Raw genomic sequence first — 23,665 nt, 5'->3', positions numbered from 1 at the left:
ATTTTGAGATCCGGCAAGCATAGTAATATAAGGTGCACAGATAATTAGCGTGGCCCATTCCTACGCCGGTATTAGCCGGATCAGGTTCTAAGGGTTCGTGAAATACGTCTCAGTCAGCAATACTGACACCCCTTGGCGAGCGGAAGTATACCCAATAGACCAAAGATTTACACCTGCTATCGCTCACTTTATTGACAACTTTATTCATCTTGAATAGCACCTTTTGGACGACGAGTAAGTCAACGTCTCCCCCGCTAACCTTTACCACGGTGCTTTTAGTCAGCTGGATTGTAATTGCGTTGATTCACAAGATAAAAAACAGCCAACAAAAAGCCTCAATGTCAGTTCAACATTGAGGCTTTCATGTTCATATAAATCCGTCAGGCTGGACAGCCTTATGGGGTTATATTATGGCCACTGTTTGTTATAAACCACAAGCCTACCCCTGCCTACTTGCTAGTTTGAAAACGCTTTACGAACGTATACTTCAAAACGCGTTGCCGTGGCATTTGGTGCAACTGATGTTACTTGTATATTTTGCATGCCATGAAGCGTTGCTGATTGCCAAGAATTGGCTTGCTCATCAATAACAAAACCACTAATGTCATACCAAGTAAATTTATACTGCAAACGCATATCCGTTGACACTTTACTGCTAATAACAACAGAACCTTGCATGATATCGCCAACCATTCTAGCGCGAGCATCACTTGTTGCTACCTCACGCGCTAGGCTGCTATTGTCTGCTCGCACATTACCATCAGAGCTAATCGCTAATCCTGAAGTATGATTGGCACAACCAACAAGTGTGAATGTTACAACTAACATCACCCATTTAATCAGTTTCATGCTGTTCTCCTTATTCTAATAAAAAGTGCGCTCTGGCGGTCGCAATAAGTTGTTTACGGTTCGACTGCCAGCAATTAATACTCACGTTGGCTACGCGACGCCCTTGACGAGTAATTTTACATTCTGCAAAACTGTCTTGATGCAAACCTGCGCGTAAATAATCAATTGAAAAGTCGACAATTTTAGGCACTTGCTTCGCTTGCATAAACACCATTAATTGTACTATAGCCGACATTTCCATAAACCCAGCAATCACGCCACCGTGAATAGCTGGCAAAATAGGATTACCAATGTTGTCATCTTTCGCGGGTAATTTAAACACCATTTCATCGCCAAAACGTTCAACTGACATACCAATAAATTGCGAATATGGCACTTTTTCAAGTAGATAACTGTAGTCATTAGTGGCAATTGCGCGCTGCACTATGTCATGGACACCGCTAGCATTAGCTTGCTCGTTCATTGTTGCTCCTTAGGCAAGTTACCCATTAATGCTTGTCTAAAGTCTTCACCTATCATTTCTGGGCTAATGCGCATAAACGAGCCCACAGCATGAGCGACAGGTCGATCAATACTATCTTGATATGCAATAGCGCGAGTAAAAGCAACACTTGAGGTTAAGCGGTAACACTCGGCAAAGACATACACCGCTTTATTGGGTTCAGCTGGGCGCATGTAGTCAACGCGTAAGTCTAACGTGGGTGATAATTCTAACGATTCAAATTTATCTAAAATTGCGCATACCACCGCGCAGCCACAACCGGTGTCAATTAAGGTAGTAATGACTCCGCCGTGGATTACACCGGTATCGGGGTCGCCAATAATATCTTGGCTATAAGGTAGCTCAATTAATACATGATGCTCACTGGCTTCTTTGACCTCAAATCCTAAACGGCGACATTGGGCCAATTGGTTAACAAAACGCGTAGCGACTTCAGTCAACGGAAAAAATTCCGGACTCACTTTCAAGGTTTTATCAACAGGTTTAGTCATGACCAATCATTCGCCCTAATGGTTTGCCGCCGACTAAATGTAAATGAATATGGTAAACCTCTTGGCCGCCATATTTATTGCAATTCATGATTAAGCGATATCCATCTTCTGCAATACCTTCTTCAGCGGCTAATTTAGCTGCGACGGTCATCATCCGTCCTAATGCAAGCTCATCAGAGGCTTTAACATCATTGGTTGTTGGGATCAGGTGATTGGGAATAATTAAAATGTGCGTTGGCGCTTGCGGGGCTATATCACGAAATGCGGTGACTAATTCATCTTGGTACAGAATATCGGCAGGGATTTCACGGCGGATAATTTTACTAAATAGGGTTTCTTCGGCCATTTTGCTTCCTCAGGTTGATTTGTTAAGTGACGATAAATCAATTGTAGCTGCTAGTGTTGCTGGCGTATCAACAAGTTACATCTTCAAGATAAGATGGTTAATACTATCAAGGCTTAGGCATAAGACTCTAGTTAAATTAGTCAAAAGCCAGCAATCTATGGCAAATGATTGCCTATTGATATCGTTTTTGGCAGCATACTACTTTACCTGCCTTTTTTCTTGCCACTACTGGATTTTTATATGCATTATCATATTCATGCCATTGACCCCAAAGCGCACCTTTTTGCTGTCACTTTAACCCTTAATAACGCTAGCGCTGAGCAAATCTTGTCTTTACCTGCATGGCTACCGGGCAGTTATATGATCCGTGATTTTGCCAAAAACATTATTAATTTACAGGCATTTGACACCAATAATGCTCCCATTGCAGTCAGCCAAATTGATAAACAAACATGGAAAATTAATAATAGCGGCGCTGACGTTGTAGTGACATACCACGTCTATGCATGGGACTTATCCGTACGTACAGCCCACCTTGATACCAATCACGGCTTCTTTAATGGCAGTAGTGTATTTTTAGCGGCTAACGGTCTAGAAAGTACCCCGCACAGTGTCACTATTGATGCCCCAGCATTAACAGAGTTAGCTGATTGGAAAGTGGCCACCAGCATGGCACGTCAATCGGGTGAAACTTTTGGCTTTGGTAATTTCAGCGCAGATAGCTACGCTGATTTAATTGATCACCCCGTTGAAATGGGTGACTTAACCATTGAAACCTTTATGGCACAGGGTGTTCCTCATGACATCGTACTCAGTGGTAAACATAAAGCCTGTATGGCGCGACTCGTCAAAGATTTAACGGCTATCTGTGAATATCAAATTGATTTTTTTGACAGCCCAGCTCCGTTTGAGCGTTACGTGTTTATGACCACCGTGTTAGATAAAGGTTTTGGTGGCCTAGAACACAAAGCATCAACTGCCTTAATGTGTTCTCGCAGCGACTTACCGACGAACATGGACAGCAAAGTAGAAGACGGTTACCGCACGTATTTATCATTATGTAGCCATGAGTACTTCCATAGCTGGAATGTAAAACGCATAAAACCCGCTGAATTTACCCCATTTGATTTAAGTAAAGAGTCGTACACCAAACAACTTTGGGCGTATGAAGGTATCACGTCGTATTTCGATGACTTTATTACTTACCGCAGCGGCCGCGTTGACGCAAACCAATATTTAGACATGCTCAGTGAGTTAATGACCCGAGTTTACCGTGGTCAAGGGCGTTTCTTACAAAGCTTAAATGACTCAAGCTTTAATACTTGGACGACCTTTTATCAACAAAAAGAAAATGCCGCCAACGCCATTGTTAGCTATTACACCAAAGGCGCATTGTTCGCATTAATGCTTGATTTAACCCTACGCATTGAATCAAACGGCCAATACTCGCTTGACGATGTCATGAAAATTTTATGGCAACAACATGGCCTAACAGGCATTGGTACTCAAGATGACAGCCATCAAAAAATTGTTGAACAATTACTTGGCCGCGATTGCAGTACGTTATTTGCATTGCTTGACTCAACCGAAGACTTACCACTTGCGCCATTACTTGAACAAGTTGGTGTAACTATGACACTGCGTGCCAGTGAAGGTGCGAAAGACTTAGGCGGCGTTAAATTTACTGGCCATGCTTTGGCATTTGGCGCGAAATACTCTGCCGCACCAATAGGTATTAAGATTAACACTGTTGCTCATAACAGCCCTGCTCATCTTGCAGGCTTAAGTGCCGGTGATATATTAATTGCCGCTGATAATCTGCAAGTCTCTGGCGACTTTGACAAGCAACTTCAACAAAACCAAGTTGGTGATAAAGTGTCACTGCATTGGTTCCGCCGCGATGAGTTAATGCATGGCGAAATGACACTAACCGCTGCCATAAAAGATACCGTGACCTTAACTATCAGTGACGAAGCGAAACTAAAGCAATGGCTTTAACGCGAACTTAACCATGTTCAACTAGTTAAGTTATGATTTTCAGGCATAAAAAAGCTCACAATATCACCGATATGTGAGCTTTTTTGTTTATTTAAGCGTTAAAACAAGTTTTCTGGCATCGCCATAATCGCGCTATCACCCTGATTAACTTGTGATAAATGGTAATCGGCTTTGGCTAATAATTTGTCAATGTAAAAACGGGCCAAATACACTTTTTGCGCACTGAAATCCGCATCGTTATTTGTTGATGCTTTATCTGCCATCAGCAACCAATAATACCCATATAAGGTGTATCCAAAGGCATCTAAAAAGTCTACCGCACTGGCATTAATTAACGCTGGCTGGTTCAGTTTGTTGTCATTAATATATGCTGCGGTTTGCAACAACACTTCAAAGCGTTCTAATACTGCATTTTTGTCGCTTTCGGTGGCATTTAGTGTGTCGATATCGGCGCGCACTTCAGTAACAAATTCAGTTAACGTGGCTAAGTTATCACCGGTGACCTTACGGCCTAAAAAGTCGATAGCTTGAATGCCGTTAGTGCCTTCATAAATTTGTGCGATACGGGTATCGCGCACTAACTGCTCAATGCCGGTTTCACGAATATAACCATGACCACCAAACACTTGTTGCGCCATAACGGTTGAGTCTAAACCACGGTCAGTTAAAAACGCTTTTGCTACTGGTGTCATTAACCCGACATAACGACTTGCTTTCGCTTTTGCTTCATTTTGGCCGTATTTGGCCAAATCTAATTGTTTGCCAGTGAACACGGATAAAGCACGCCCCGCTTCAGTCATAGCGCGAATTGTCAGTAGCATTCGGCGCACATCACCGTGAACAATAATAGGGTCACTACTTGCGCCTGTTGGTGAGCCACCTGCTGCTAAACCTTGGGTACGTTCTTTAGCATACTCAGCCGCCATTTGGTAAGCCGCTTGCGCACTACCTAGGCCTTGAATACCAATAGCAAGTCGCTCGTAATTCATCATAGTGAACATGCAAACTAGGCCGCGATTAGGTTTACCCACTAAAAAGCCCTTGGCATTGTCATAATTCATCACACACGTTGCTGAGGCTTTGAGCCCCATTTTGTGCTCAATTGAACCCACAGTGACACCGTTTGGCTCGCCTAAACGACCGTCGGCTTGTACGGTAATTTTCGGGACTAAAAATAATGAAATGCCATTTGAATCTGGCAGTTTTGCTAACACAAGGTGAATGACGTTTTCAGTTAAATCGTGGTCACCACCGGTAATGAAAATTTTAGTGCCACTAATGGCATAACTGCCATCATCTTGCGGCACGGCTTTAGTACGAATGGTGCGTAAATCAGAACCCGACTGCGGCTCGGTCATGTCCATTGCACCTGACCATTGACCAGAATAAAGCGCGGGTAAATAAGTACTTTTTAACTCGTCACTGGCGTGTGCGTTAATACATAACGCCGCCCCTGCGGTTAACGACCCATACAAGGTAAATGAGTTACAAGCGCTATAGCCCATTTCATCGACCAAAAGCCCCAGCATTTTTGGCATACCCATGCCGTCAAACTCGGGCTCGCCACATAAACCAACCCAGCCTCCTTCGGCAAATTGTTGGTAAACCTGTTTAAACCCATCAGGCGTTTTCACTTGGCCATCGACATGGCTTACACCTTGTTCGTCGCCGCTGCGATTTAACGGATGAATAAGATCGCGGCTAATTTTACTCGCTTCATCAAGAATAGCCATTGCCGTATCAGTGTCGACCATATCAGCAATATCGGGCATTGATTGCCAAGTTGATGTGGCGTCAAAAACGTCTTCTAACAAGAATTGCATGTCTTTAAGCGGAGCTTGATACGGATTCATATTCTTCTCTTAAAACAGATAATTTAAACAAGTGTTTCAATTATTGCCAAAGCAGTGACAAAAGACAAGCAATTTATATCTTCCTGTTTTGTCTCTACTTGGATAATTACACACGAAAAACCAAGAACAACAACAATCCCGATGCTGTATAAAATACACCCATGAGTCAATTAGTTATTAACAAGTAAGTTAAAATAAATACTTTTGCTTTCGGCCAATAACATCGCCAACATTATAGTGATATTTACCGTATTAAACTGCATTAATATATGGTTGATTACGGTAATTTTTATCAGCAGATAGGCTGCAAATCCGTTAAACTAATTACAGATTCAACCATTAGAACCCCCATATGCCTTCTGACCTGATTAACAACACCGCTCATTTATCTTTCAAAAATGTCTCAATCATTGGTAATGCCGTCGGCGATATCAATGTTCGCAATCTCGGCTACACCATTACATTTAATTCAACCCGACGACCAGAACCTAACGTCATTAATATTTGTAATGGCCCTTTTGCTGGCGTTAAGGGAGCTTTTTTAGTAACCAACAGTCCAGATAATAACTGGGTTGAGCAACAACTAGAATTAATTGCGAAAAAAATTGAACCACAACTGGGATGTTGGCCTTCTACTGGCTTAGTTACCCTGATATTAATGTCGATGATATCAAAGCAAGTCAATGTCGAACGCATGGCCTTGTTACCAAATTTAGCTCGTCATCCAGACATGCCTAAAGATGAACACTTGCCTTGTATTGTGCATAACTGGTTAGGTGAGCGACGCATTGCACTTGGGTTAGTGTTAACTCAAACTCACATCAAATGGCCTGAGCTATTTTTTGCGCCTTTAATAACCCCTAGCGATGCTGAGCAAGTAAAAGCAATGGATGAGTCAAACATCGATATTGCTAACCCATTTGAGTTGCTCCATAAGGTCGATAAAAAAACTGACACACCAACTGGCATGATGCTGACATTCCAAGTGTCGATGTTTAAACAAATGGCCACTCTTAGCAGCCATCAATGGGTTGCAATGGCCTCTACTCAAGCATTAACACAAGTCGAAATGCTATTTGTTGAACCCAATGCCGAAAAATCGCCTTGTGCTTGGTATTTCACTCATTCTCAAACCAATCAATATTTAGATGCCATTCGTCATCATTTAGCGTATTGCCAACAACTTATTGCTATTGCCAGTGCGCAAGAAAAAGAAAAAGAAAAAGAAAAAGAACACCAAGCTAACAATGCTCGGTCTTAATCTCGTTACTGGTATCTAAACGCCAAAAATAAACCCGCCAGCAATTAATGTATTTGGCGGGTTATTTTGGTGGTAACACCGATTTATTAGCTGCAGTCTGATGCCTGTCAACACGCGCTTACGCTAATATTAGTTGGCCTAAGTTAGTTGGCCTAAGCTAACTTGCAGTTAGTCAATCAACACTAACGAGTCTAAAATACCTTGACCGCTATGAATGCCACCTTCATTTTCGCTAGCAGGTTTACTGCGAATTAAATAGCCTGCATAACCGTTTGCCTCTGTCACGGCTTCACCTTGAAAATGAGCAGTAAACAAACCTATTTCACTGACGAGATCGTTAACAATGGTTTGTTGATGGTCACGCACTGCAATGGTTGGCGTTTCACGTTCATGAGGGAATAACCGCTGCATTAGCGCCCATGCGTCATATTCTGTTGCTGTTAATTTAGCTAGCGTGGCGCTAATGTCATCACCAAATACACAATGACCTCCGCCCTCGCCTTGGTTTTTTAGTACCCATTGCGATTTATCAGCTTCATTGTTAAACCAAGCAATATTTTCCTTAGTGATTGGCTTCATATCAGCTAACACGCTTTTAACTAAGTTAGCTTCATCTATGGTTAACCCCCAACGGCCGTAATCTTTAGCCGGCATCATAGTTAACAGCATTTGCATTGACTTACTTGTCGCTAATTGCTGGCTAATGGTGGCATTTAACGCCACGTAATGCTTTTCAATAAATAACCGCGTTTGGCTAAGTGTGTGGCAGCAAATCGACTCGTTTAACTCTGGAGCCCAATAGTCGCCAAATTGATAACCTGCACGTAAATACACCGCGTCAATTGCGCCAACACCATCAAGTAGTAAACGTTGTCCTTCACCCGTTGATAACTGCTGACTTAATTGTTCAAAGGTGCGTCTAAGAGTGTTAACCCCAAGCTGCTGCAGCGCTACCTCTAGCAGATGTTGGTCATAAACGTTATCTTCATCCTTTTGAACAATCATCAAAAAAGTCGGTTGCTGCGTTGATTGCTCAGCCTGAGTAAAATGCTGACGTATTTTATGCGCAGCAGTGGCAATACCCAATGCCAGTTGCTCCATGCCTTCATTGTGTGCCGCAGTGGCTTGGTCGTCTTCTAACCATTGCTGATATACATCGCGCCATTGATGCTGCATATAACGATGTAATTGAGTCGCCCGCTGGCCAAATGGCGCCATACCGGCAGCAATGCCATTAAATTCAATAACTTTGGCACCAAATTGACGGTCATCCATAAAGTCGGTACGCATCAGTAACAAAGGTTGACGTGCAGGCTTTAATCGCTGGTGGCTATCGCCGTGAGCTTGTTGGTGTAATTCCATTAACCGGCCAAAAAACGGATCGGCTTTGGACATATCACCTAAAGAGGCTTGTAAATAATCATGATCTTCTGCCACATTACTGACTAATTTGGCAATCAACGGCGTGACCGTTTGTAAGTGGTTAAATACCTTACGTTGCATGGTCATAGGCGCAATGCTAAATGGCACATGCCTGGCGCTGTTATCAGCTTGACGAAATGCGACCCCATGCATAATTTCCCACTCACAAATTTCTTCAATCGCCGTTTGTGGTAATAATTGTTTATCTGTTGTCATCGTTCATTACTCTGTTAATTAAACACTTACGCTGCACTAATTGGGGTTAACCCGAGCGTACTGTTTTGATGTTCACTTTCTTCTTGAGCTTGTTGCGCTAGGTATAAGTCGCGATAATCACCGTCTTGTTGAATAAGCTGGTTATGGGTGCCGCTTTGCACCAGTTTGCCGGCATTCATAACCAGAATGTTATCTGCGCTTTGAATGGTCGACAATCGATGCGCAACGGTAATAACGGTGCGCCCATCTTGAATATTTTCTAATGCCTGCTTAACGGTTTCTTCTGACTCACTGTCGATATTCGCCGTAGCTTCATCGAGCAAAAAGATTTTCGGATCATGTGAAATGGCGCGCGCAAGTGCCAATAATTGACGCTCGCCAACCGACAGTGACGCACCGCTATTACTTGGTTGATGGTCAAAGCCATTAGGTAAGCGTGCAATAAAGCGTTCGGCTTTTACCATCTGCGCGGCACGAATGGCTTTATCAACACGGTGAGCTCGAACTTGTTGTGGATTCATTTGACCATTGGGCTCAGTTGCCGATAAATCAATATTATCGACAATGCTGCCGCTGAAAATGGTTGGGTCTTGGGACACTAAACCAAAGAGTTGTCTCAACTGCGCTTCTGGTAACCTGTTTAATGACTGCCCGCCAATCAAGATCTCGCCTTGTTGCTGTTGATAAAAGCGCATTAATAAGTTAATTACCGAGCTTTTACCACTGCCCGTATGACCTACAATCGCGGTAAACTCGCCGCTTTTAGCAATGAAACTGACATCTTTAAGTACCGGTTTATCAGCCTCATAGCCCATTGTCACATTACGAAACTCAATATCATGATTTGCATTAAATACAACGGGTGGTTGGTTGTTATCGTGGCGCTCAGCTGGGTCATCTAATAGCTCAAAAATGCGTTTAGACGCCACCGTTGCCACTTGCAGCTTTCTCAGCTCCATTGATAATTGCCTAAACGGGTCAAAAAAGCGTTCAATGTAATTTAAAAAAGCATACAAGGTACCAATTTCAATCACGGTTGACATCGACGCCCCAGCAAACCAAGTCACAATGCCCGCGGCGGTTAATGTGCCAATAAGTCGGGTTAACGGCAGTAACATTAAGCTGTCGATGGCAATGGAGCGTCTGCGAAACTCAAACCAGCGCTTATTTTCTTGTTCAAACTTTTCTTGAAAGGCTTTTTCTTGCCTAAAAGCTTGAATAAGTGACATACCTTGTAACGACTCGTTAATTTGACCGTTAATATTACTCACTTGTACTCGAATACCATCAAATACGGGCATTGAGATTTTGCGGTACCAATGCATGGTTAACAGTAAAACGGGGATTAACACTAAGCTCAATACCATTAAGTGCCAGTCGAGTAAGGCAATGGCGATAAAAATGGCAATGATACGCAGCGCACCTTGGATAACCGTGGGCAGCGTTGACACAAACATATTGCGCAATGCTTCGGTGTCATTGGTAATGTAAGACACCAATTTACCCGTAGATAATTTATCAAATGTTGCTATTGGAAAGCGTAAAACATGGCTAAACAGTTGCTCACGAACATCTTTTACAACTAATAATGCACTGTGTTTAAACACCAAGCCTTGTAAGTAACCAAACCCGGCCGCCAACACGTAAAACAGCATAACTAATCCGGTTAATGTCAGTAATTGCGACCATTGAAATTGCTGCGGCACAATCATCTCGTCGAGTACTATTTTTGCCAACCAAGGGATAGTCATTTCAGCGCTAACCGCTAATGCCAACATTAAAAAGGCAAAACCAAAACGCAATTTATGCGGCAGTGAAAACGCGAGTAAACGACGGTATAAGGTACTATTTTTTATTGGCTGCGTTGTGTCTGTTGTGGATTGGGTTACGCTTTTATTAACCGCAGTTTGAGAACCTTGACTCATGACTTGTCCTCCAACTCATGGGTAATTTTTACCTCAGCGTCTTTATCTCGTTTGGCATTGTTTTTTCTCTGTGCGTGCGTATGCAATTGAGCCACATCTTCTGACACCGTTCGCTCATCAACCAAATCATGAGGTACAACAGGCTGTGACTGACTTGTCCCAATAGTTTGGCCTAATTGGCTTTGACGCTGATAAACCGTGGCATACCAGTCGTTATTGGCCATTAATTGATGATGATTACCACGCTCGGTCACTTCGCCCTCATGTAAAATTAATATGTGGTCGGCTTCGATTAAATTGGTTAAGCGTTGGGTGACTAATAAAATGGTTTTGTGGCCATAATGCGCTTTGAGGTTTTTACGTACAATCACTTCAGTTTTCATGTCTAGCGCACTAAATGGGTCGTCCAACAATAAAATATCGGCCTGGGTTAATAGTGCTCTGGCTAACGTGACACGTTGGCGCTGCCCACCAGATAAATTACTGCCGCCTTCACGCATTTGGGTATCAAAACCGGCTTCCATTGCCTCAATCTCATCTTTAATCCCTGCCATCTCTGCAACGTGAACAATCTCTTCACGGCTGGCATTTGGATTGCCCAAACCAATGTTGTCGGCAATTGAGCCTGAGAACAAATGCGGTTTTTGTGGTACCCAAGCTAATTTGCTGCGCAAAGATTCAAAGGTGAGACTGTCAATAGTAACCCCGCCAAGGTAAATATTTGACTGTGCATCTAATTGAAACTGACGTAAGGCAAGCTGCAACAAGGTGCTTTTACCGCTACCCGTTGGGCCACTTATACCCACTAAGCCACCTGTTGGTAGATCAAACTTAATTGCTGACAATGCGGCGTGATTAGCGTGTGGGTAACAAAAGCGTTTAATATCAAATGTCATATTAGCCGCGGTAGTCGCTGGCAACGTTTGCTTGCCCTCAGTGACATCAATTTGTTCAGCAAATAGCTTCTCTAAACGTTGCCATGAGGTGTTGCCACGCTGGAATACGTTAAATTGCCAACCAAATTGTAAAAAGGGTCCAAGTAATTGCCCAAGGTATAAGGTGAATGTGGTGAACAGTCCAACGGTAATGACGCCTTGCTCAATCAACCACGCGCCATAACCAAGAGAAATGACAAATGATAAGCCATAAACCAATTGAATCGTCGGCGCAAAAGCAGCGTCAACCTTAGCAACTGCTAAGTTGGCATCAACGGTATCGTCAATACTTTGATTAAACCGTTGTTGTTGACGGTGAGCAATCCCGTGTGAGCGCACGGCGCGAATACCTGAAACGGTTTCTCTGGCTTCTTCAGTTAATTGTGAAAATGCCCCTTGAGCACGACTAAACGCCTGATGCAGTTTTTTCCCATAACGGCGAGTCACAATAACCAATAAAGGAAACGGTAATAATGCGATAGCAGTTAATTGGCCGCTGACAACAAAAACCATCCCTGCAATCACGGTTAACCCTGCAATAACTGAATCAACAAGGGTCATGATCCCCATTCCCATGGTTTCTTCTACGGCATTTAAGTCATTGGTGGCATGTGCCATTAAATCGCCAGTGCTAAGGCGCGCAAAAAAAGTCGGTGTAAGGCGAGAGAATTTCTCAAATAAATCACTGCGGATCACTTTGGTGATAGCAACTGATGCGCCATATAACTGGCTTTGCCATACAAACCGTAATCCATACATGGCAAATCCAGCTAAGACGATCCCCATGACATGGATAAATAACATTTGTCCATTTAAGGTATCGTCACTAATGCCATCGACAATTTTACCAATGAGCCATGACGGAACCAGGTTAATTAACGCCACCACTTGCAGCGCCACTATCGCAATAAGGTAGTGTCGTTTAAACATTAAAATATAACGTTTTAATTTCCAAAGAATATTCATAGGGTTTCTATTTACAATTAAGCCTTATCTGTTGCGATGCCTATGGGTATTGCTATCGGGTTGAGCAGCAATTTATAGCCGATGATGTTACTCACCCTTAGCGTTAATGCGAACGGATAAAATCCATCACGTTATCTTAGTGTCAAAATCATCATTGACTTACAAAAAAGTACAATAATAAAATACAAAAAAACACAATAGATCAAAATGATGGCACTGATTTGCCGAGCTAACAAAGCGCCGTTTCAACGTGATTTTTATGCGCGCAATATATAACAGTTTACCCAAACAAATGTTGCTCTTATGACGCAAAATTAACGAAACTGCGGTGCATTTAGTCACTAAAAGTGACCTTAAACTCATTCTGGCATTTCATTACCTTAAAAAATCCTAAATGGATTATTTACTTAAGACGAGACAAAAAAGAAAAGACGAAGTTAAAGTGAAAAAAGTAAAAAAACACAGCAAAAAGCCCGCTATAAAATAGCGGGCTTTTTTAAATTTGGCGGTGAAATAGGGATTCGAACCCTAGGTAGAATTTCTCCTACACACACTTTCCAGGCGTGCTCCTTCAGCCACTCAGACATTTCACCGTTGTTGACTCATTGCTGAATCTGGGCGGTACTTTACGCAAAGGGTTTTAAAGGGTCAAGTTAAAAAGTCTGTAATTGATCGCGTTTGCACATTTGCTAGGCATTAGCGCGCTAATTTCCCCTTAATAAGGTAGTAGCATTACCTGTTAGCCTACAAGCGTTGGAAACAAACCTTTAAGCCCAGCCGCTATCACTTCAATACCAATAGAGAGCATAAGCAGCCCCATAATACGAGTAATGACGTTAATACCTGTGTTACCTAATAGCTTGAAAATCACTGGCGCCATTCTAAATAGCAACCAACTGAGCACCCCAAAGGCAATAACAGTAATGAACATACCGACGAGACTAATCACTGAATCATGTTCTGAGGCAAATACAATCACGGAACTAATTGCACCTGGGCCTGCCATTAAAGGCAATGCCAATGGCACAACGGCAACCGACTCCATACCCGATGATTCACGGTCTTCTTCTTTGTTGCGTTTAACTTCACTCATTTTACCTTGCAACATCGACATTGCGATTAAGCAAATCAAACTACCGCCTGCTATTCGAAATGACGACAGGGTAATACTGAACATATTTAAAATATATTGCCCAACGATAATCGTTACCAACAATATAACTACCACCGCAAAGTTGGCTACCCGATTTGTCCGTTCACGTTCAACGTCAGTTTGATGACTGGTTAAACTGACAAACACAGGTAATAACCCCACAGGGTTAATAATTGCCACAAGCCCTAAAAAGAACTTGAAAAACAACATATAGTCCAATTTCGTTTCCTCAAAACAAAGTGATTTTCAGTGCTGTTAAGCAGCATTGTAATTAGTCTAGCCAATTTTGCGCAACTCTAGCTTAGATAATGATTTATTCAAAATGAGTTTTTGTCACACAAGGCACAATTTTCATTAGTTTTTCTAACTTATATAATATTTTTGAAGAAGGTCACGATTTGATACAACACTTAAAAGGGCTGAAGTATTTAAAATTCAGTTATAAGAAAATAAAACAATGGTATACGAGAAATTCATCCTTGTTTTGCGCTATACTCTGTGTCCCCGTTACAAGGATGCTCATTCCTGCATTCAGTGCATATGAGTGTTTTACATCGTTCCACAAGGTTTATCATGAACAAGCGTAACCATTCGAGTGCTAAACACACTCACCGTAAAATTACTTTATCTCGTCGAAGAATGACCTTTTTTTGTGGTCATACTCCAACCGATGTCCCCAGCAAAACTAAGCCTTTAGGGCACACTCAAAAAACGGGATAAATTGTTTCGATAATGCTTTCGGATTTAAAAAACTATTGCTTAGACAGGGAGTTCAACAATAGTTTTTTAATTAACCATTCACAGTGTCTGCGTATTTAGTTAACTTTCCTCGCTCTTGTATCAACGCACTATTACAATTTTGCTTTATTTATCAAATAGCGCAGCCCCCTTTTTTGCGTTTAAATTGCCTTATTTTGTCATTGGTTATTTAACACCACTTAGCTTAATGCCAACTGCTTAAGCTTATTTAATTCAGATAGCCTAGTTTGATTAGTTACCTTGGCTAAGTGTAGATTGGTTTAATTTGGTTAGATTTGGTTTGGTTTGGTTTGAGCATAAAAAAAGGATGCGACACTCGCATCCTTTTTTATTAGCCACTAACAGACTATTGATATTGCCAGGCTATTTTGCCGTCCAGCGATCCATCCAACCTAATACATGTTTATACCACAGTTGCAGGTTGTCTTGGTTAAGTATCCAATGGTTTTCATCAGGGAAAACCACCAGTTCCGACGGAATACCTTTACGTTGCATGTAGGTGAAGGCACCTAAGCCTTGACCATATGGAACACGAAAGTCTTGTTGACCGTGGATAACCATCATCGGTGTTTGCCAGTTTTCAACATAATTTACTGGATTAAACTTCTCGTACAGGTCTTTGTTCTCACTGTATGTGCCGCCAAATTCATGTTCAATAAACCACAATTCTTCAGTGACATAATACATTGAGCGCATGTCAAATAGACCCGCATGATTCACCAGACATTTAAAGCCATCATTCCATTTACCTTGGATCCAGTTCATCATATAACCGCCGTAAGAGCCGCCTAATGCACAAGCATTACCTGCATCTAACCAAGGTTGTTGCTTGGTGACTGCGTCCATGCCTTTTTGCAAATCAACTAGTGGCTTACCGCCCCAATCTTGAGTGATCGAGTCAGTAAAGGCTTGGCCATAACCAGTTGAACCATGGAAGTCGACCATGACAACACCGTAACCGGCCCCCGCCCAAAGCTGTGCATTCCAACGCCCAGAGAATGAATTACCAAATGACCCTTGTGGGCCGCCATGGACTAAAAAGGCGATAGGATATTTCTCACCTTCTTTATAGTTAGCAGGTTTAATCCAGTAGCCGTGGACTTTTTCGTCATTCCAGCCTTTAAAGCTAAATTGCTCAAATTCACCAAATTTAATTTTGGCTAATTTTGCTTGGTTAACATTGGTTATACGTGTTAAATGCTCGCCTTCTAAGTTAACGCTGTATATATCACCGGGCTCAACTAAAGACTTGTGGCTAAAAATTAATTTGTCATTGGTCACGGCAATCAAGCTGTTGCTGCCTTCGTTGTATATTGGTCGCACATCACCAAATTGGGTATTTACTTCAAAAATACTCACCTGTCCTACATCTTGGGCACTGACATACAATTTACGACCATCTGGGCTAAAAGTGAGTGAATGCGGGCTGCGGTCCCATAATGGCGCGACTTCTTTTTCATTTCCGGTAACATTATCGCGTAACATAATGCGGAAACGGTCGGCTTCAAAACCGGGTTTAGTCATTGCAAGATAAGCTAAATAGCGGCCATCGGCAGAAAATGCTGGGTGCGCATCCCATGCTTTGTTTGACTCAGTTAAGTTAACGGCCTCACCACCAGCAACAGACACTTGCCATAAGTCATAGTTGGTGGTCCAAGCTTGATCTTTACTTGGGGCTTTGGCGGTATACACAACATGTTTGCCATCTGGGGTAAATGTCACCTCTTCCATGCCAGAGAAAGGTTTTGGCGGGGTTTCAGTGTCTAACCCTGCGGTGATATCTACAGCATCTTTAATGACGTTACCGTCAAGGCTTGCAACAAATAAATGGTTACGGGCATGGTCTTCCCATGTATCCCAATGACGCACCATTAATTGCTTATAGTGACGGCCCGAGGTGTTAAGTTGGGCTTGTTGCTTAATTAAATCGGCGCTACAAGTCAGTGTTTTACAATCAGGTGATACCCGCATTGTCATCACAACTTGCTTGGTGTCAGATGACAGTTTGAAACCATCAACGGCCAATGGTAAATCTGAAACCTGGGTTGCTTCGCCACCATTTAGTGATAAATGATAAAGTTGGCTACTGCCGTGTCGGTTAGCAAGAAAATAAATGGCTTTATCGTCATGAGAAAATGCCACGTCATGCTCAGTGCCTTTGACAGATGTGAGACGCTTAGGCTGGGCATTTGTATCATTAAGGTTAAGTTGGTATAAGTCTGAAGTAGATTGACCATCCTCATCGATGACTTTTAAGGCGTAAACTAACGTGTCGCCTTGGTGAGAAACCACAGCTGAATGTTGTTTATTTAAATTAACGAGATGTTGCACATTAAAGGCTTCTGACTGCGCGGCAACACTGGTATTGGCCACCCCCGCAGCAGCGAGTGCCAAGATAAGAGCACTTGTTTTCATTATTGATTTTCTCTGTTGTTATTATAATTTATGCAAAAAACTGAATAGTCATTAATTGTTATTCATTGCAATGTTAATCACTTTGCGTACTACTGGCTGCAGTGAACTGTTCAAATAAGCCGTTTCAAATAAACCCAAAGTCATTAACGTTTTTGCAAAAAGGTGTTTAAGATTATCGAAAGCAAAACGCCCAAGCAACTGCTTTTCGTTAAAGACGTTGCTTAAGCGTTAAAATGTGACTTAATGATTGTCACATTGATATGGGCTCACACAGATATCACGCTGACGTTTTTTTAGCCTCAGCGATATTAACCTTCCAAATAGCAGGACCGGTTTCGTGAGCGTTAACCCCTTGACTATCCACAGCAACCGTTACTGGCATATCTTGCACATCAAACTCGTATATGGCTTCCATGCCTAAGTCTTCAAACGCTACTACGCGTGATTTCTTAATGGCTTTTGACACTAAATACGCTGCGCCGCCAACAGCCATTAAATATACGGCTTTGTGCTTTTTAATCGACTCAACCGTTTGTGGACCACGTTCTGACTTTCCTATCATTCCCATTAAGCCAGTTTGCTCAAGCATCAGGTCAGTGAATTTATCCATACGGGTTGCCGTTGTAGGACCTGCTGGGCCGACGACTTCATTACCAACAGGATCAACTGGGCCAACGTAGTAAATGAATTTACCACTGAAATCGACCCCTGCAGGTAAACCTTCGCCAGACTCCATTAAGGTTTGAATGCGTTTATGCGCAGCGTCACGCCCAGTGAGCATTTTGCCGTTAAGCAATAACGTATCACCGCTTTTCCATGTTTCAATTTCAGCTTGGGTTACGGTGTCTAAGTTAACGCGGTGGGTGTTTTCGCCTGCTTCGCGGGTAATTTCAGGCCAATCTTCAAGCGATGGTGGGGTTAAATCAGCAGGACCAGTGCCATCAAGGTGGAAATGCACATGACGCGTCGCAGCACAATTAGGGATCATCACCACAGGTTTTGAAGCAGCATGTGTCGGCGCTGATTTAATTTTAATGTCTAACACGGTTGTTAAACCGCCTAACCCTTGTGCGCCAATGCCTAAATCATTGGCGCGATTAAAAATATCAACCCGAAGCTTTTCTTCTGCCGTCTCTGCACCTTTTGCAAGCAGGTCATGGATATCAACGGGGTCCATCAACGACTCTTTAGCCATCACCGCCGCTTTTTCAGCTGTGCCGCCAATGCCTATGCCTAACATGCCCGGTGGACACCAACCTGCGCCCATTGTCGGTAAGGTTTTTTCAACCCATGCGGCAATATCATCAGAGGGGTTAAGCATCGCCATTTTTGATTTATTTTCAGAGCCACCGCCTTTGGCTGCAACCATCACTTCAATATGATGACCGGCTACCATGTCAATGTGCACGACTGACGGGGTGTTATCTTTGGTATTTTTACGTCCACCTGCTGGGTCGGCAACAATTGATGCCCGCAGAGGATTATCTGGATTGGTATAAGCTCGGCGCACGCCTTCATCGACCATTTGCTGAACGGTCATGTCGGTTTTGTCCCACTGCACGTTCATCCCAATTTTGACAAACGAGGTCACAATACCTGTGTCTTGACACAATGGACGTTTGCCCTGTGCTGACATACGAGAATTAATCAAAATTTGCGCGATGGCGTCTTTTGCCGCCGGGCTTTGTTCACGAAGATAAGCCTGGTGCATGGCATCAATAAAGTCTTTAGGGTGGTAGTAAGAAATATACTGCAGTGCGTCAGCAATGCTTTCAATAAAGTCGGCTTGCTTGACAATAACAGGATGTGAAAGGGTGTCACTATGAGTAGACATATTGGTGCGCTCCAGCAGCCATAATGGCGTAGTTTATTTATCGTTTTTAGATCAAACTAGTTGGGGCTTGTGATTTTCACATAATGGTTAATCCACATATAACCACGTTTATGTCACTGTCATTGCAGCAAAATTAATGACAATCGAGACAACACTTATTGCGCTGATTGAACCTAAAGTCACCTTAATTACAGCCACCATCGCTCAAAATATGGCCGGTGTGTTGGTGTTTTTACGTTGACTATCAAGCTTAAATCGTTTTTGTCAGCGACTTTGCCGATAAAACCATCATGCAAGAACAACAAGCCCTAATCCTTTTGTGAGCAATATGATACTCTTTCCATCCTTTTTGGGCTACATCACATTTTAGATAAGGGTCATCGATGTCTTTGCGCTTACATAGTTCTCTGGCCAGTGTTCAACTTGACTGGAAAGTAGACACTCATACCTTGTTTAGCCATTTTGCGCACACGCCTTGGGCAATGTTATTAGACTCAGCTAACACTCAACACATCGATGCCCGCGTTGACATTATTGCCATAAACCCAATTGCGACATTAACGGCTTGTGCTGAAAACTATCAATTAACGATTACGGCAAACAGTCCATTAAATACGCCCAAAAACAGGCCGTCGCTCACCCAATTACAACAACAAATTAAGCAACAAGGTAACGCCTTTGATGCTTTGTCTTGTGCACAGCAAGCACTGTATCCGCATGTCCATGAAACTAACCTGCCCTTTACTGGCGGTGCATTAGGGGCATTTAATTACGACTTAGGTCGCCAACTTGAAGTGCTGCCAACCAAAGCAAACAACGACATTGGTTTAAATGAACTTAATATTGGCTTTTATGATTTCGTATTAATGTTTGATTATCAGCAGCAAACATGGACAGCTAGTCACTATTTAGGCGAAGATGCCTTGTTGCAACACCTTGACGCTATTGAAGCACAAGTTTTTACTCCAGCAAGTACTCATGCGCCAAGACATGTAACCCCACCGCCTGAGCAATCACGCTTTAACTTAACTAGCCCATGGCACAACCAACTTAGCCAAGCGCAATATGTTGATAAGTTTGCTCAAATTCAAGCTTATTTATTAAGCGGAGATTGCTACCAAATAAACTTAACTCAACGCTTTGATGCGCAATATCAGGGGGATGAATGGCAAGCATATTGCCAATTATCACAAGTCAATAAAGCGCCCTTTTCAGCATTTGTTCGCCTTGAAAAACATTGCATTTTATCTATTTCTCCAGAGCGCTTTATTCAAGTTAATCAACAGCAAGTACAAACTAAGCCAATTAAAGGTACATTGCCCCGTGGCACGACTCAGGCACATGATGCGTTACTGGCGCAGCGGTTAAAAGAGTCTGAAAAAGATCGCGCTGAAAACCTAATGATTGTGGATTTACTGCGCAACGATTTAAGCCGAATTGCCGCCCCGGGCAGTGTGAAAGTGCCAAAGCTTTTTGAGATAGAAAGCTTTCCCGCGGTGCATCACTTAGTCAGCACGGTGACCGCAACGCTTGCAGATGACAAAAACAGTATTGATGTTTTAAAAGCCACCTTCCCCGGCGGCTCGATAACTGGCGCACCAAAAATTAGGGCGATGGAAATCATTGAAGAGCTTGAACCATCACGCCGCTCAATATATTGCGGCAGTATTGGTTACATTAGCCAAAATGGCCATATGGATACCAGTATTACGATTCGTACCTTGGTCACCGACAATAAGCGTATTTATTGCTGGGCTGGTGGTGGCATTGTGGCTGATTCGCAAGCCCAAGCTGAATACCAAGAAAGTTTTGATAAAGTCTGCAAAATCTTACCTGTTTTAACGGCCAGCTAAACGCGAATCGCGAATAATGCACTACTTACGCAAACTGATAATTCACCTCAGATTGTAAAAGTCCGTCGTTAACCTTGGTCAATAAAGTTAACGGCTCAAAAATCACTACTCTGTGCATATCCAATACGCTTTCATATAATGTACTTTCAATAAAAAATATCACCCTTAGCAACCATTGTTAACATGTTAATCACCACCTACTTACAAGTAGTTAGACAGCTACACATTTTCATTACTCATCGCACTATGTTTAAGCTCACAGATTTTGATAAAAATCACTTAAAACAGACATTTTTAGCTAAAAATCCGCCACTCACTTCCCTCGATTATATCGTTATCACATAACCCTAAAAAAATTAGGGTTAAGTTATTCTTTGTTGAGAAAGTCAACAGACAATACATCTGATGAGTATTGTGTATATTTTTTTATGGATGATTACGTTAACGATTTTTGTACGTTATTTGTTAATGTAAATGGGGAAATAAGATGAAAACGCTTAATAAAACAATCATGGCAGTGGCTGTTATTTCAGCCATTGGACTTGTAGGTTGTGGTGATGGCAAAGATGGAAAGGATGGCCTTTCGGCTCAATCAGTTGCAGTAACAACCGGTTCTCAAAGTGGTGTCACACCACAACAGATTGCTGCTGCCAGCACAGTTAATGGTATTGGCGACTACCAACTGCATGTTGATACCGCGGCAACTCACATTGTAGGCAATGGTGATTTTTCTTTAACCTTTAGTGTTACCACTAAAAACCCGCAAGGTGAAACCGTAGCTTATACAGGGTTGAAAAAAATCGACTTACTTGCAAGCCGACAATTCGAACAAGATGGTAAATTTGTTTGGAATAGTTCTGCTGAGGAAAATGGGGCTGGGCATAACATGTCTTGTTCTGACACAGGTAAAGTGACAAGCCGAGGTAAGGAAAAAGACGCTTGTGTGTTAACGGAATCAACAACTAATCCTGGTACTTACACCGGTAAATGGACACATGATGGCATCGCACCAGCAATGTTTACCAAAGGTGCAGACACTGACTTATACCGCCTTGCGGTTATCTCTTATGGCGTTAAAACCGCTGATGGCCAAGATTTACCTATAAAAGTGATTTCAACACCTGTTGATTTTTCGCCTGCAACACCTGATAAACCAACTGCGTCGATGCGTGCAAGTGTCTCAGACCAAGCTTGTGCAAACTGTCATGGCAGCTTAAAAGGGTTTGCTAAAGATGATGTCCGCTTTGGCGGCGTTGGGCATGGCTATCAAAAAGTTGAAAACTGTATTGCCTGTCATAACACCCAAATTGCTCGTGGTGTCAATGACCCGAATGAGCATCATCATCAAAAAGCCGGTGAAAGCTATAACCCTAACTTTAATGCACTAATCCATACGATTCACGCAGCTAAAAATGGCTTTAAAAATGTTGGATTCCCTAACGAAGCTAATAACTGTACCGCTTGTCATGACAATGGGGATAACTGGAAACAGTTACCAACTCAAGCGTCTTGTCAGTCTTGTCATGTGAGCACTGACTTTAGTAATGGTCAGCATATGGGCGCCACAAGTGATAGCCAGTGTGCAGCTTGTCATGGTGAAAATCGCATGAAACCGGTCGCAGTTGTTCATAAAGTCGGTCAACTGGCTAAATTAACAGATGCGGTTAAATTTGATGTTAAAACTGCCAAGGTAACAGCGGCGGCGACTGCGGGTAAGAAAACCTTAACCGTTACCGTTGCGACAACCTTTAATGGTAAAGCCATTGATGACTCAACCAACTTATCTGACTACGGTGTTCCAAAAACAGATCATGCGTTATTTATTGGTCATGTTGGTGCAAATGGCGCCGCATTAGAAGGAGCGGAAGGTGCATACACGTTAACAGGTGAGTTTATTGAATTATCGTTTGATAAAGACATTAAATCACAAAAAGCGGGCGTGATTACGTTATCAAAAGAGTTTAACGACCAAGCATTAACCGGTTCGGTTTATGTTATGTCTAGCATGCTAATGTGCGGAAGTGAAGGCAAAGCGGTTAACTGTGCAGCAACGCCGCACTATGTGAAATTTGCCGCTAACACGCCGGTTAAATACTTCAATTTAAGTGATAGCAAAGGTGTTGTTAATACACTTCGCATTGCAGATGAAGCTAAAACTACCGTCTCAGCAGCAAAATGTAATTCATGTCATGGCAGTTTAAAACATGCTAAAGAAGGCCATCACGGCGTCAGTACCTTAACCCAATGTGCCATTTGTCATAATAGCAATGCCAATGGCAGTTTTGACGCAACGGTAGAATACAAAACCCTTGATGCTAACGGTAACGTTGTTGTTGATGCTGACGGAAAAGCCGTTGCAACTAAACTTGACGGTGTCACATTTGAGAACCGGGATCTTGTGACAAATGTTCACCGCTTCCACTCAGGTAACTGGGGATTAGCAGGTGTGAGCCGTACAATGAAAGATGGAAAACGCGTGCTTGAAGGTTATCCTGAAAACATTGCAAATTGCCAAGCTTGCCATAAAGCCGGCACTAAGTTCTTTGCCGCTGATGGTGGCCTCGTTTCTGGAAAACGTGCCATTCGAGTGAAAACAGGCTTTATTTCACCTGTTGCTGAATCTTGTCGCTCATGCCACACCAGTACATCAGCATTAGCTCACTTTAAAAGTGAAGGAGCAACACTTCAAGACGCACCTGATTCAACAGCAAATTTACCTGTAGAGTCATGTTCAACTTGTCATGCTACTGGTAGAACTTACGGCATTGATAAAATGCATGCGCAGTAACTTAACGGTAATGTGCATTAATTAACTTGTCATACAATAAAGGCCGAGCAATATGCTCGGCCTTTTTATTACCATTTTTGCAGAACTTAAACATAGACA

Annotated in this window: 16 protein-coding genes, 1 tRNA gene and 1 riboswitch; of the genes, 5 read left to right on the top strand and 12 right to left on the bottom strand. The window is 42.5% G+C overall.

Annotation, left to right across the window (positions count from 1 at the left end; all coding sequences use genetic code 11):
- Positions 1-40: 40 nt before the first annotated feature.
- Positions 41-143, bottom strand: a riboswitch (TPP riboswitch).
- A gap of 313 nt (positions 144-456) precedes the next feature.
- Genes G3R48_RS13705 through hinT form a run of 4 tightly spaced genes read right to left on the bottom strand, consistent with a single transcriptional unit; the run spans position 457 to position 2,188 of the window.
- Entirely contained in the window at positions 457-849 is a 393-nt protein-coding gene (locus G3R48_RS13705) for a YcfL family putative periplasmic lipoprotein (RefSeq protein ID WP_153665178.1), read from the bottom strand.
- 10 nt (positions 850-859) lie between these two features.
- The gene (locus tag G3R48_RS13700; RefSeq protein ID WP_153665180.1) at positions 860-1,312 is read right to left on the bottom strand and encodes a PaaI family thioesterase; all 453 of its coding nucleotides are present in this window, start codon (positions 1,310-1,312) and stop codon (positions 860-862) included.
- The gene (locus tag G3R48_RS13695) at positions 1,309-1,818 is read right to left on the bottom strand and encodes a PaaI family thioesterase (protein WP_153665330.1); all 510 of its coding nucleotides are present in this window, start codon (positions 1,816-1,818) and stop codon (positions 1,309-1,311) included. Before G3R48_RS13695 ends, G3R48_RS13700 begins: the two co-directional genes overlap by 4 nt.
- 16 nt (positions 1,819-1,834) lie before the next feature.
- Positions 1,835-2,188 (bottom strand): purine nucleoside phosphoramidase, encoded by a 354-nt coding sequence (hinT, locus tag G3R48_RS13690; protein ID WP_153665181.1) that lies wholly within the window; start codon positions 2,186-2,188, stop codon positions 1,835-1,837.
- A 240-nt stretch (positions 2,189-2,428) separates the two neighbouring features.
- On the opposite strand from hinT, the gene G3R48_RS13685 reads away from it, so the two are divergent.
- Complete coding sequence (locus G3R48_RS13685; RefSeq protein ID WP_153665332.1) at positions 2,429-4,186, top strand: M61 family metallopeptidase; 1,758 nt, start codon at positions 2,429-2,431, stop codon at positions 4,184-4,186.
- A gap of 98 nt (positions 4,187-4,284) precedes the next feature.
- Here the strand turns inward: G3R48_RS13685 and G3R48_RS13680 are convergent, their stop codons facing one another.
- Positions 4,285-6,039 carry an acyl-CoA dehydrogenase C-terminal domain-containing protein gene (locus tag G3R48_RS13680; RefSeq protein ID WP_153665183.1) on the bottom strand — a complete coding sequence of 585 codons (1,755 nt, stop codon included), beginning with the start codon at positions 6,037-6,039 and terminating at the stop codon, positions 4,285-4,287.
- 352 nt (positions 6,040-6,391) lie between these two features.
- On the opposite strand from G3R48_RS13680, the gene G3R48_RS13675 reads away from it, so the two are divergent.
- Positions 6,392-7,300, top strand: coding sequence for a hypothetical protein (locus G3R48_RS13675; protein ID WP_153665185.1), 909 nt, complete (start codon positions 6,392-6,394; stop codon positions 7,298-7,300).
- 168 nt (positions 7,301-7,468) lie between these two features.
- Here the strand turns inward: G3R48_RS13675 and G3R48_RS13670 are convergent, their stop codons facing one another.
- From G3R48_RS13670 to G3R48_RS13650, 5 genes are all read right to left on the bottom strand, one after another.
- A complete protein-coding gene (locus tag G3R48_RS13670) occupies positions 7,469-8,938 on the bottom strand; it encodes a glutathione synthase (protein ID WP_153665187.1) in 1,470 nt (489 codons plus the stop codon).
- Between the two features lie 26 nt (positions 8,939-8,964).
- Positions 8,965-10,863, bottom strand: coding sequence for an ABC transporter ATP-binding protein (locus G3R48_RS13665; RefSeq protein ID WP_153665189.1), 1,899 nt, complete (start codon positions 10,861-10,863; stop codon positions 8,965-8,967).
- Positions 10,860-12,764: an ABC transporter ATP-binding protein gene (locus G3R48_RS13660; RefSeq protein ID WP_153665191.1), complete on the bottom strand. Its 1,905-nt coding sequence runs from the start codon at positions 12,762-12,764 to the stop codon at positions 10,860-10,862. Before G3R48_RS13660 ends, G3R48_RS13665 begins: the two co-directional genes overlap by 4 nt.
- 503 nt (positions 12,765-13,267) lie before the next feature.
- Positions 13,268-13,357 (bottom strand) — tRNA-Ser (locus G3R48_RS13655).
- A gap of 146 nt (positions 13,358-13,503) precedes the next feature.
- Entirely contained in the window at positions 13,504-14,136 is a 633-nt protein-coding gene (locus tag G3R48_RS13650) for a YchE family NAAT transporter (protein WP_153665193.1), read from the bottom strand.
- A gap of 354 nt (positions 14,137-14,490) precedes the next feature.
- On the opposite strand from G3R48_RS13650, the gene G3R48_RS13645 reads away from it, so the two are divergent.
- Positions 14,491-14,637 (top strand): hypothetical protein, encoded by a 147-nt coding sequence (locus G3R48_RS13645; protein ID WP_153665195.1) that lies wholly within the window; start codon positions 14,491-14,493, stop codon positions 14,635-14,637.
- A gap of 402 nt (positions 14,638-15,039) precedes the next feature.
- Here the strand turns inward: G3R48_RS13645 and G3R48_RS13640 are convergent, their stop codons facing one another.
- Positions 15,040-17,091: a dipeptidyl-peptidase 5 gene (locus G3R48_RS13640; protein ID WP_153665197.1), complete on the bottom strand. Its 2,052-nt coding sequence runs from the start codon at positions 17,089-17,091 to the stop codon at positions 15,040-15,042.
- Between the two features lie 277 nt (positions 17,092-17,368).
- Complete coding sequence (locus G3R48_RS13635) at positions 17,369-18,925, bottom strand: fumarate hydratase (protein WP_153665199.1); 1,557 nt, start codon at positions 18,923-18,925, stop codon at positions 17,369-17,371.
- A 383-nt stretch (positions 18,926-19,308) separates the two neighbouring features.
- On the opposite strand from G3R48_RS13635, the gene pabB reads away from it, so the two are divergent.
- Positions 19,309-20,778: an aminodeoxychorismate synthase component I gene (gene pabB, locus G3R48_RS13630; protein WP_153665201.1), complete on the top strand. Its 1,470-nt coding sequence runs from the start codon at positions 19,309-19,311 to the stop codon at positions 20,776-20,778.
- Between the two features lie 487 nt (positions 20,779-21,265).
- On the top strand, positions 21,266-23,566 hold the full coding sequence (locus tag G3R48_RS13625; protein ID WP_153665202.1) for an OmcA/MtrC family decaheme c-type cytochrome: 2,301 nt from the start codon (positions 21,266-21,268) through the stop codon (positions 23,564-23,566).
- Positions 23,567-23,665 lie beyond the last annotated feature (99 nt).

The organism is Shewanella intestini (assembly GCF_018221465.1).
GTDB classification, from domain to species: Bacteria; Pseudomonadota; Gammaproteobacteria; order Enterobacterales; family Shewanellaceae; genus Shewanella; species Shewanella intestini.
The sequence above is the reverse complement of the archived record's forward strand: the minus strand, read 5'-3'. Positions and strand labels throughout refer to the sequence as shown.

Coding starts and splice junctions, on each gene's coding strand:
- G3R48_RS13705 (WP_153665178.1), bottom strand. CDS start 849: ATGAAACTGATTAAATGGGTGATGTTAGTTGTAACATTCACACTTGTT.
- G3R48_RS13700 (WP_153665180.1), bottom strand. CDS start 1,312: ATGAACGAGCAAGCTAATGCTAGCGGTGTCCATGACATAGTGCAGCGC.
- hinT (WP_153665181.1), bottom strand. CDS start 2,188: ATGGCCGAAGAAACCCTATTTAGTAAAATTATCCGCCGTGAAATCCCT.
- G3R48_RS13685 (WP_153665332.1), top strand. CDS start 2,429: ATGCATTATCATATTCATGCCATTGACCCCAAAGCGCACCTTTTTGCT.
- G3R48_RS13680 (WP_153665183.1), bottom strand. CDS start 6,039: ATGAATCCGTATCAAGCTCCGCTTAAAGACATGCAATTCTTGTTAGAA.
- G3R48_RS13675 (WP_153665185.1), top strand. CDS start 6,392: ATGCCTTCTGACCTGATTAACAACACCGCTCATTTATCTTTCAAAAAT.
- G3R48_RS13670 (WP_153665187.1), bottom strand. CDS start 8,938: ATGACAACAGATAAACAATTATTACCACAAACGGCGATTGAAGAAATT.
- G3R48_RS13665 (WP_153665189.1), bottom strand. CDS start 10,863: ATGAGTCAAGGTTCTCAAACTGCGGTTAATAAAAGCGTAACCCAATCC.
- G3R48_RS13660 (WP_153665191.1), bottom strand. CDS start 12,764: ATGAATATTCTTTGGAAATTAAAACGTTATATTTTAATGTTTAAACGA.
- G3R48_RS13645 (WP_153665195.1), top strand. CDS start 14,491: ATGAACAAGCGTAACCATTCGAGTGCTAAACACACTCACCGTAAAATT.
- G3R48_RS13640 (WP_153665197.1), bottom strand. CDS start 17,091: ATGAAAACAAGTGCTCTTATCTTGGCACTCGCTGCTGCGGGGGTGGCC.
- G3R48_RS13635 (WP_153665199.1), bottom strand. CDS start 18,925: ATGTCTACTCATAGTGACACCCTTTCACATCCTGTTATTGTCAAGCAA.
- pabB (WP_153665201.1), top strand. CDS start 19,309: ATGTCTTTGCGCTTACATAGTTCTCTGGCCAGTGTTCAACTTGACTGG.
- G3R48_RS13625 (WP_153665202.1), top strand. CDS start 21,266: ATGAAAACGCTTAATAAAACAATCATGGCAGTGGCTGTTATTTCAGCC.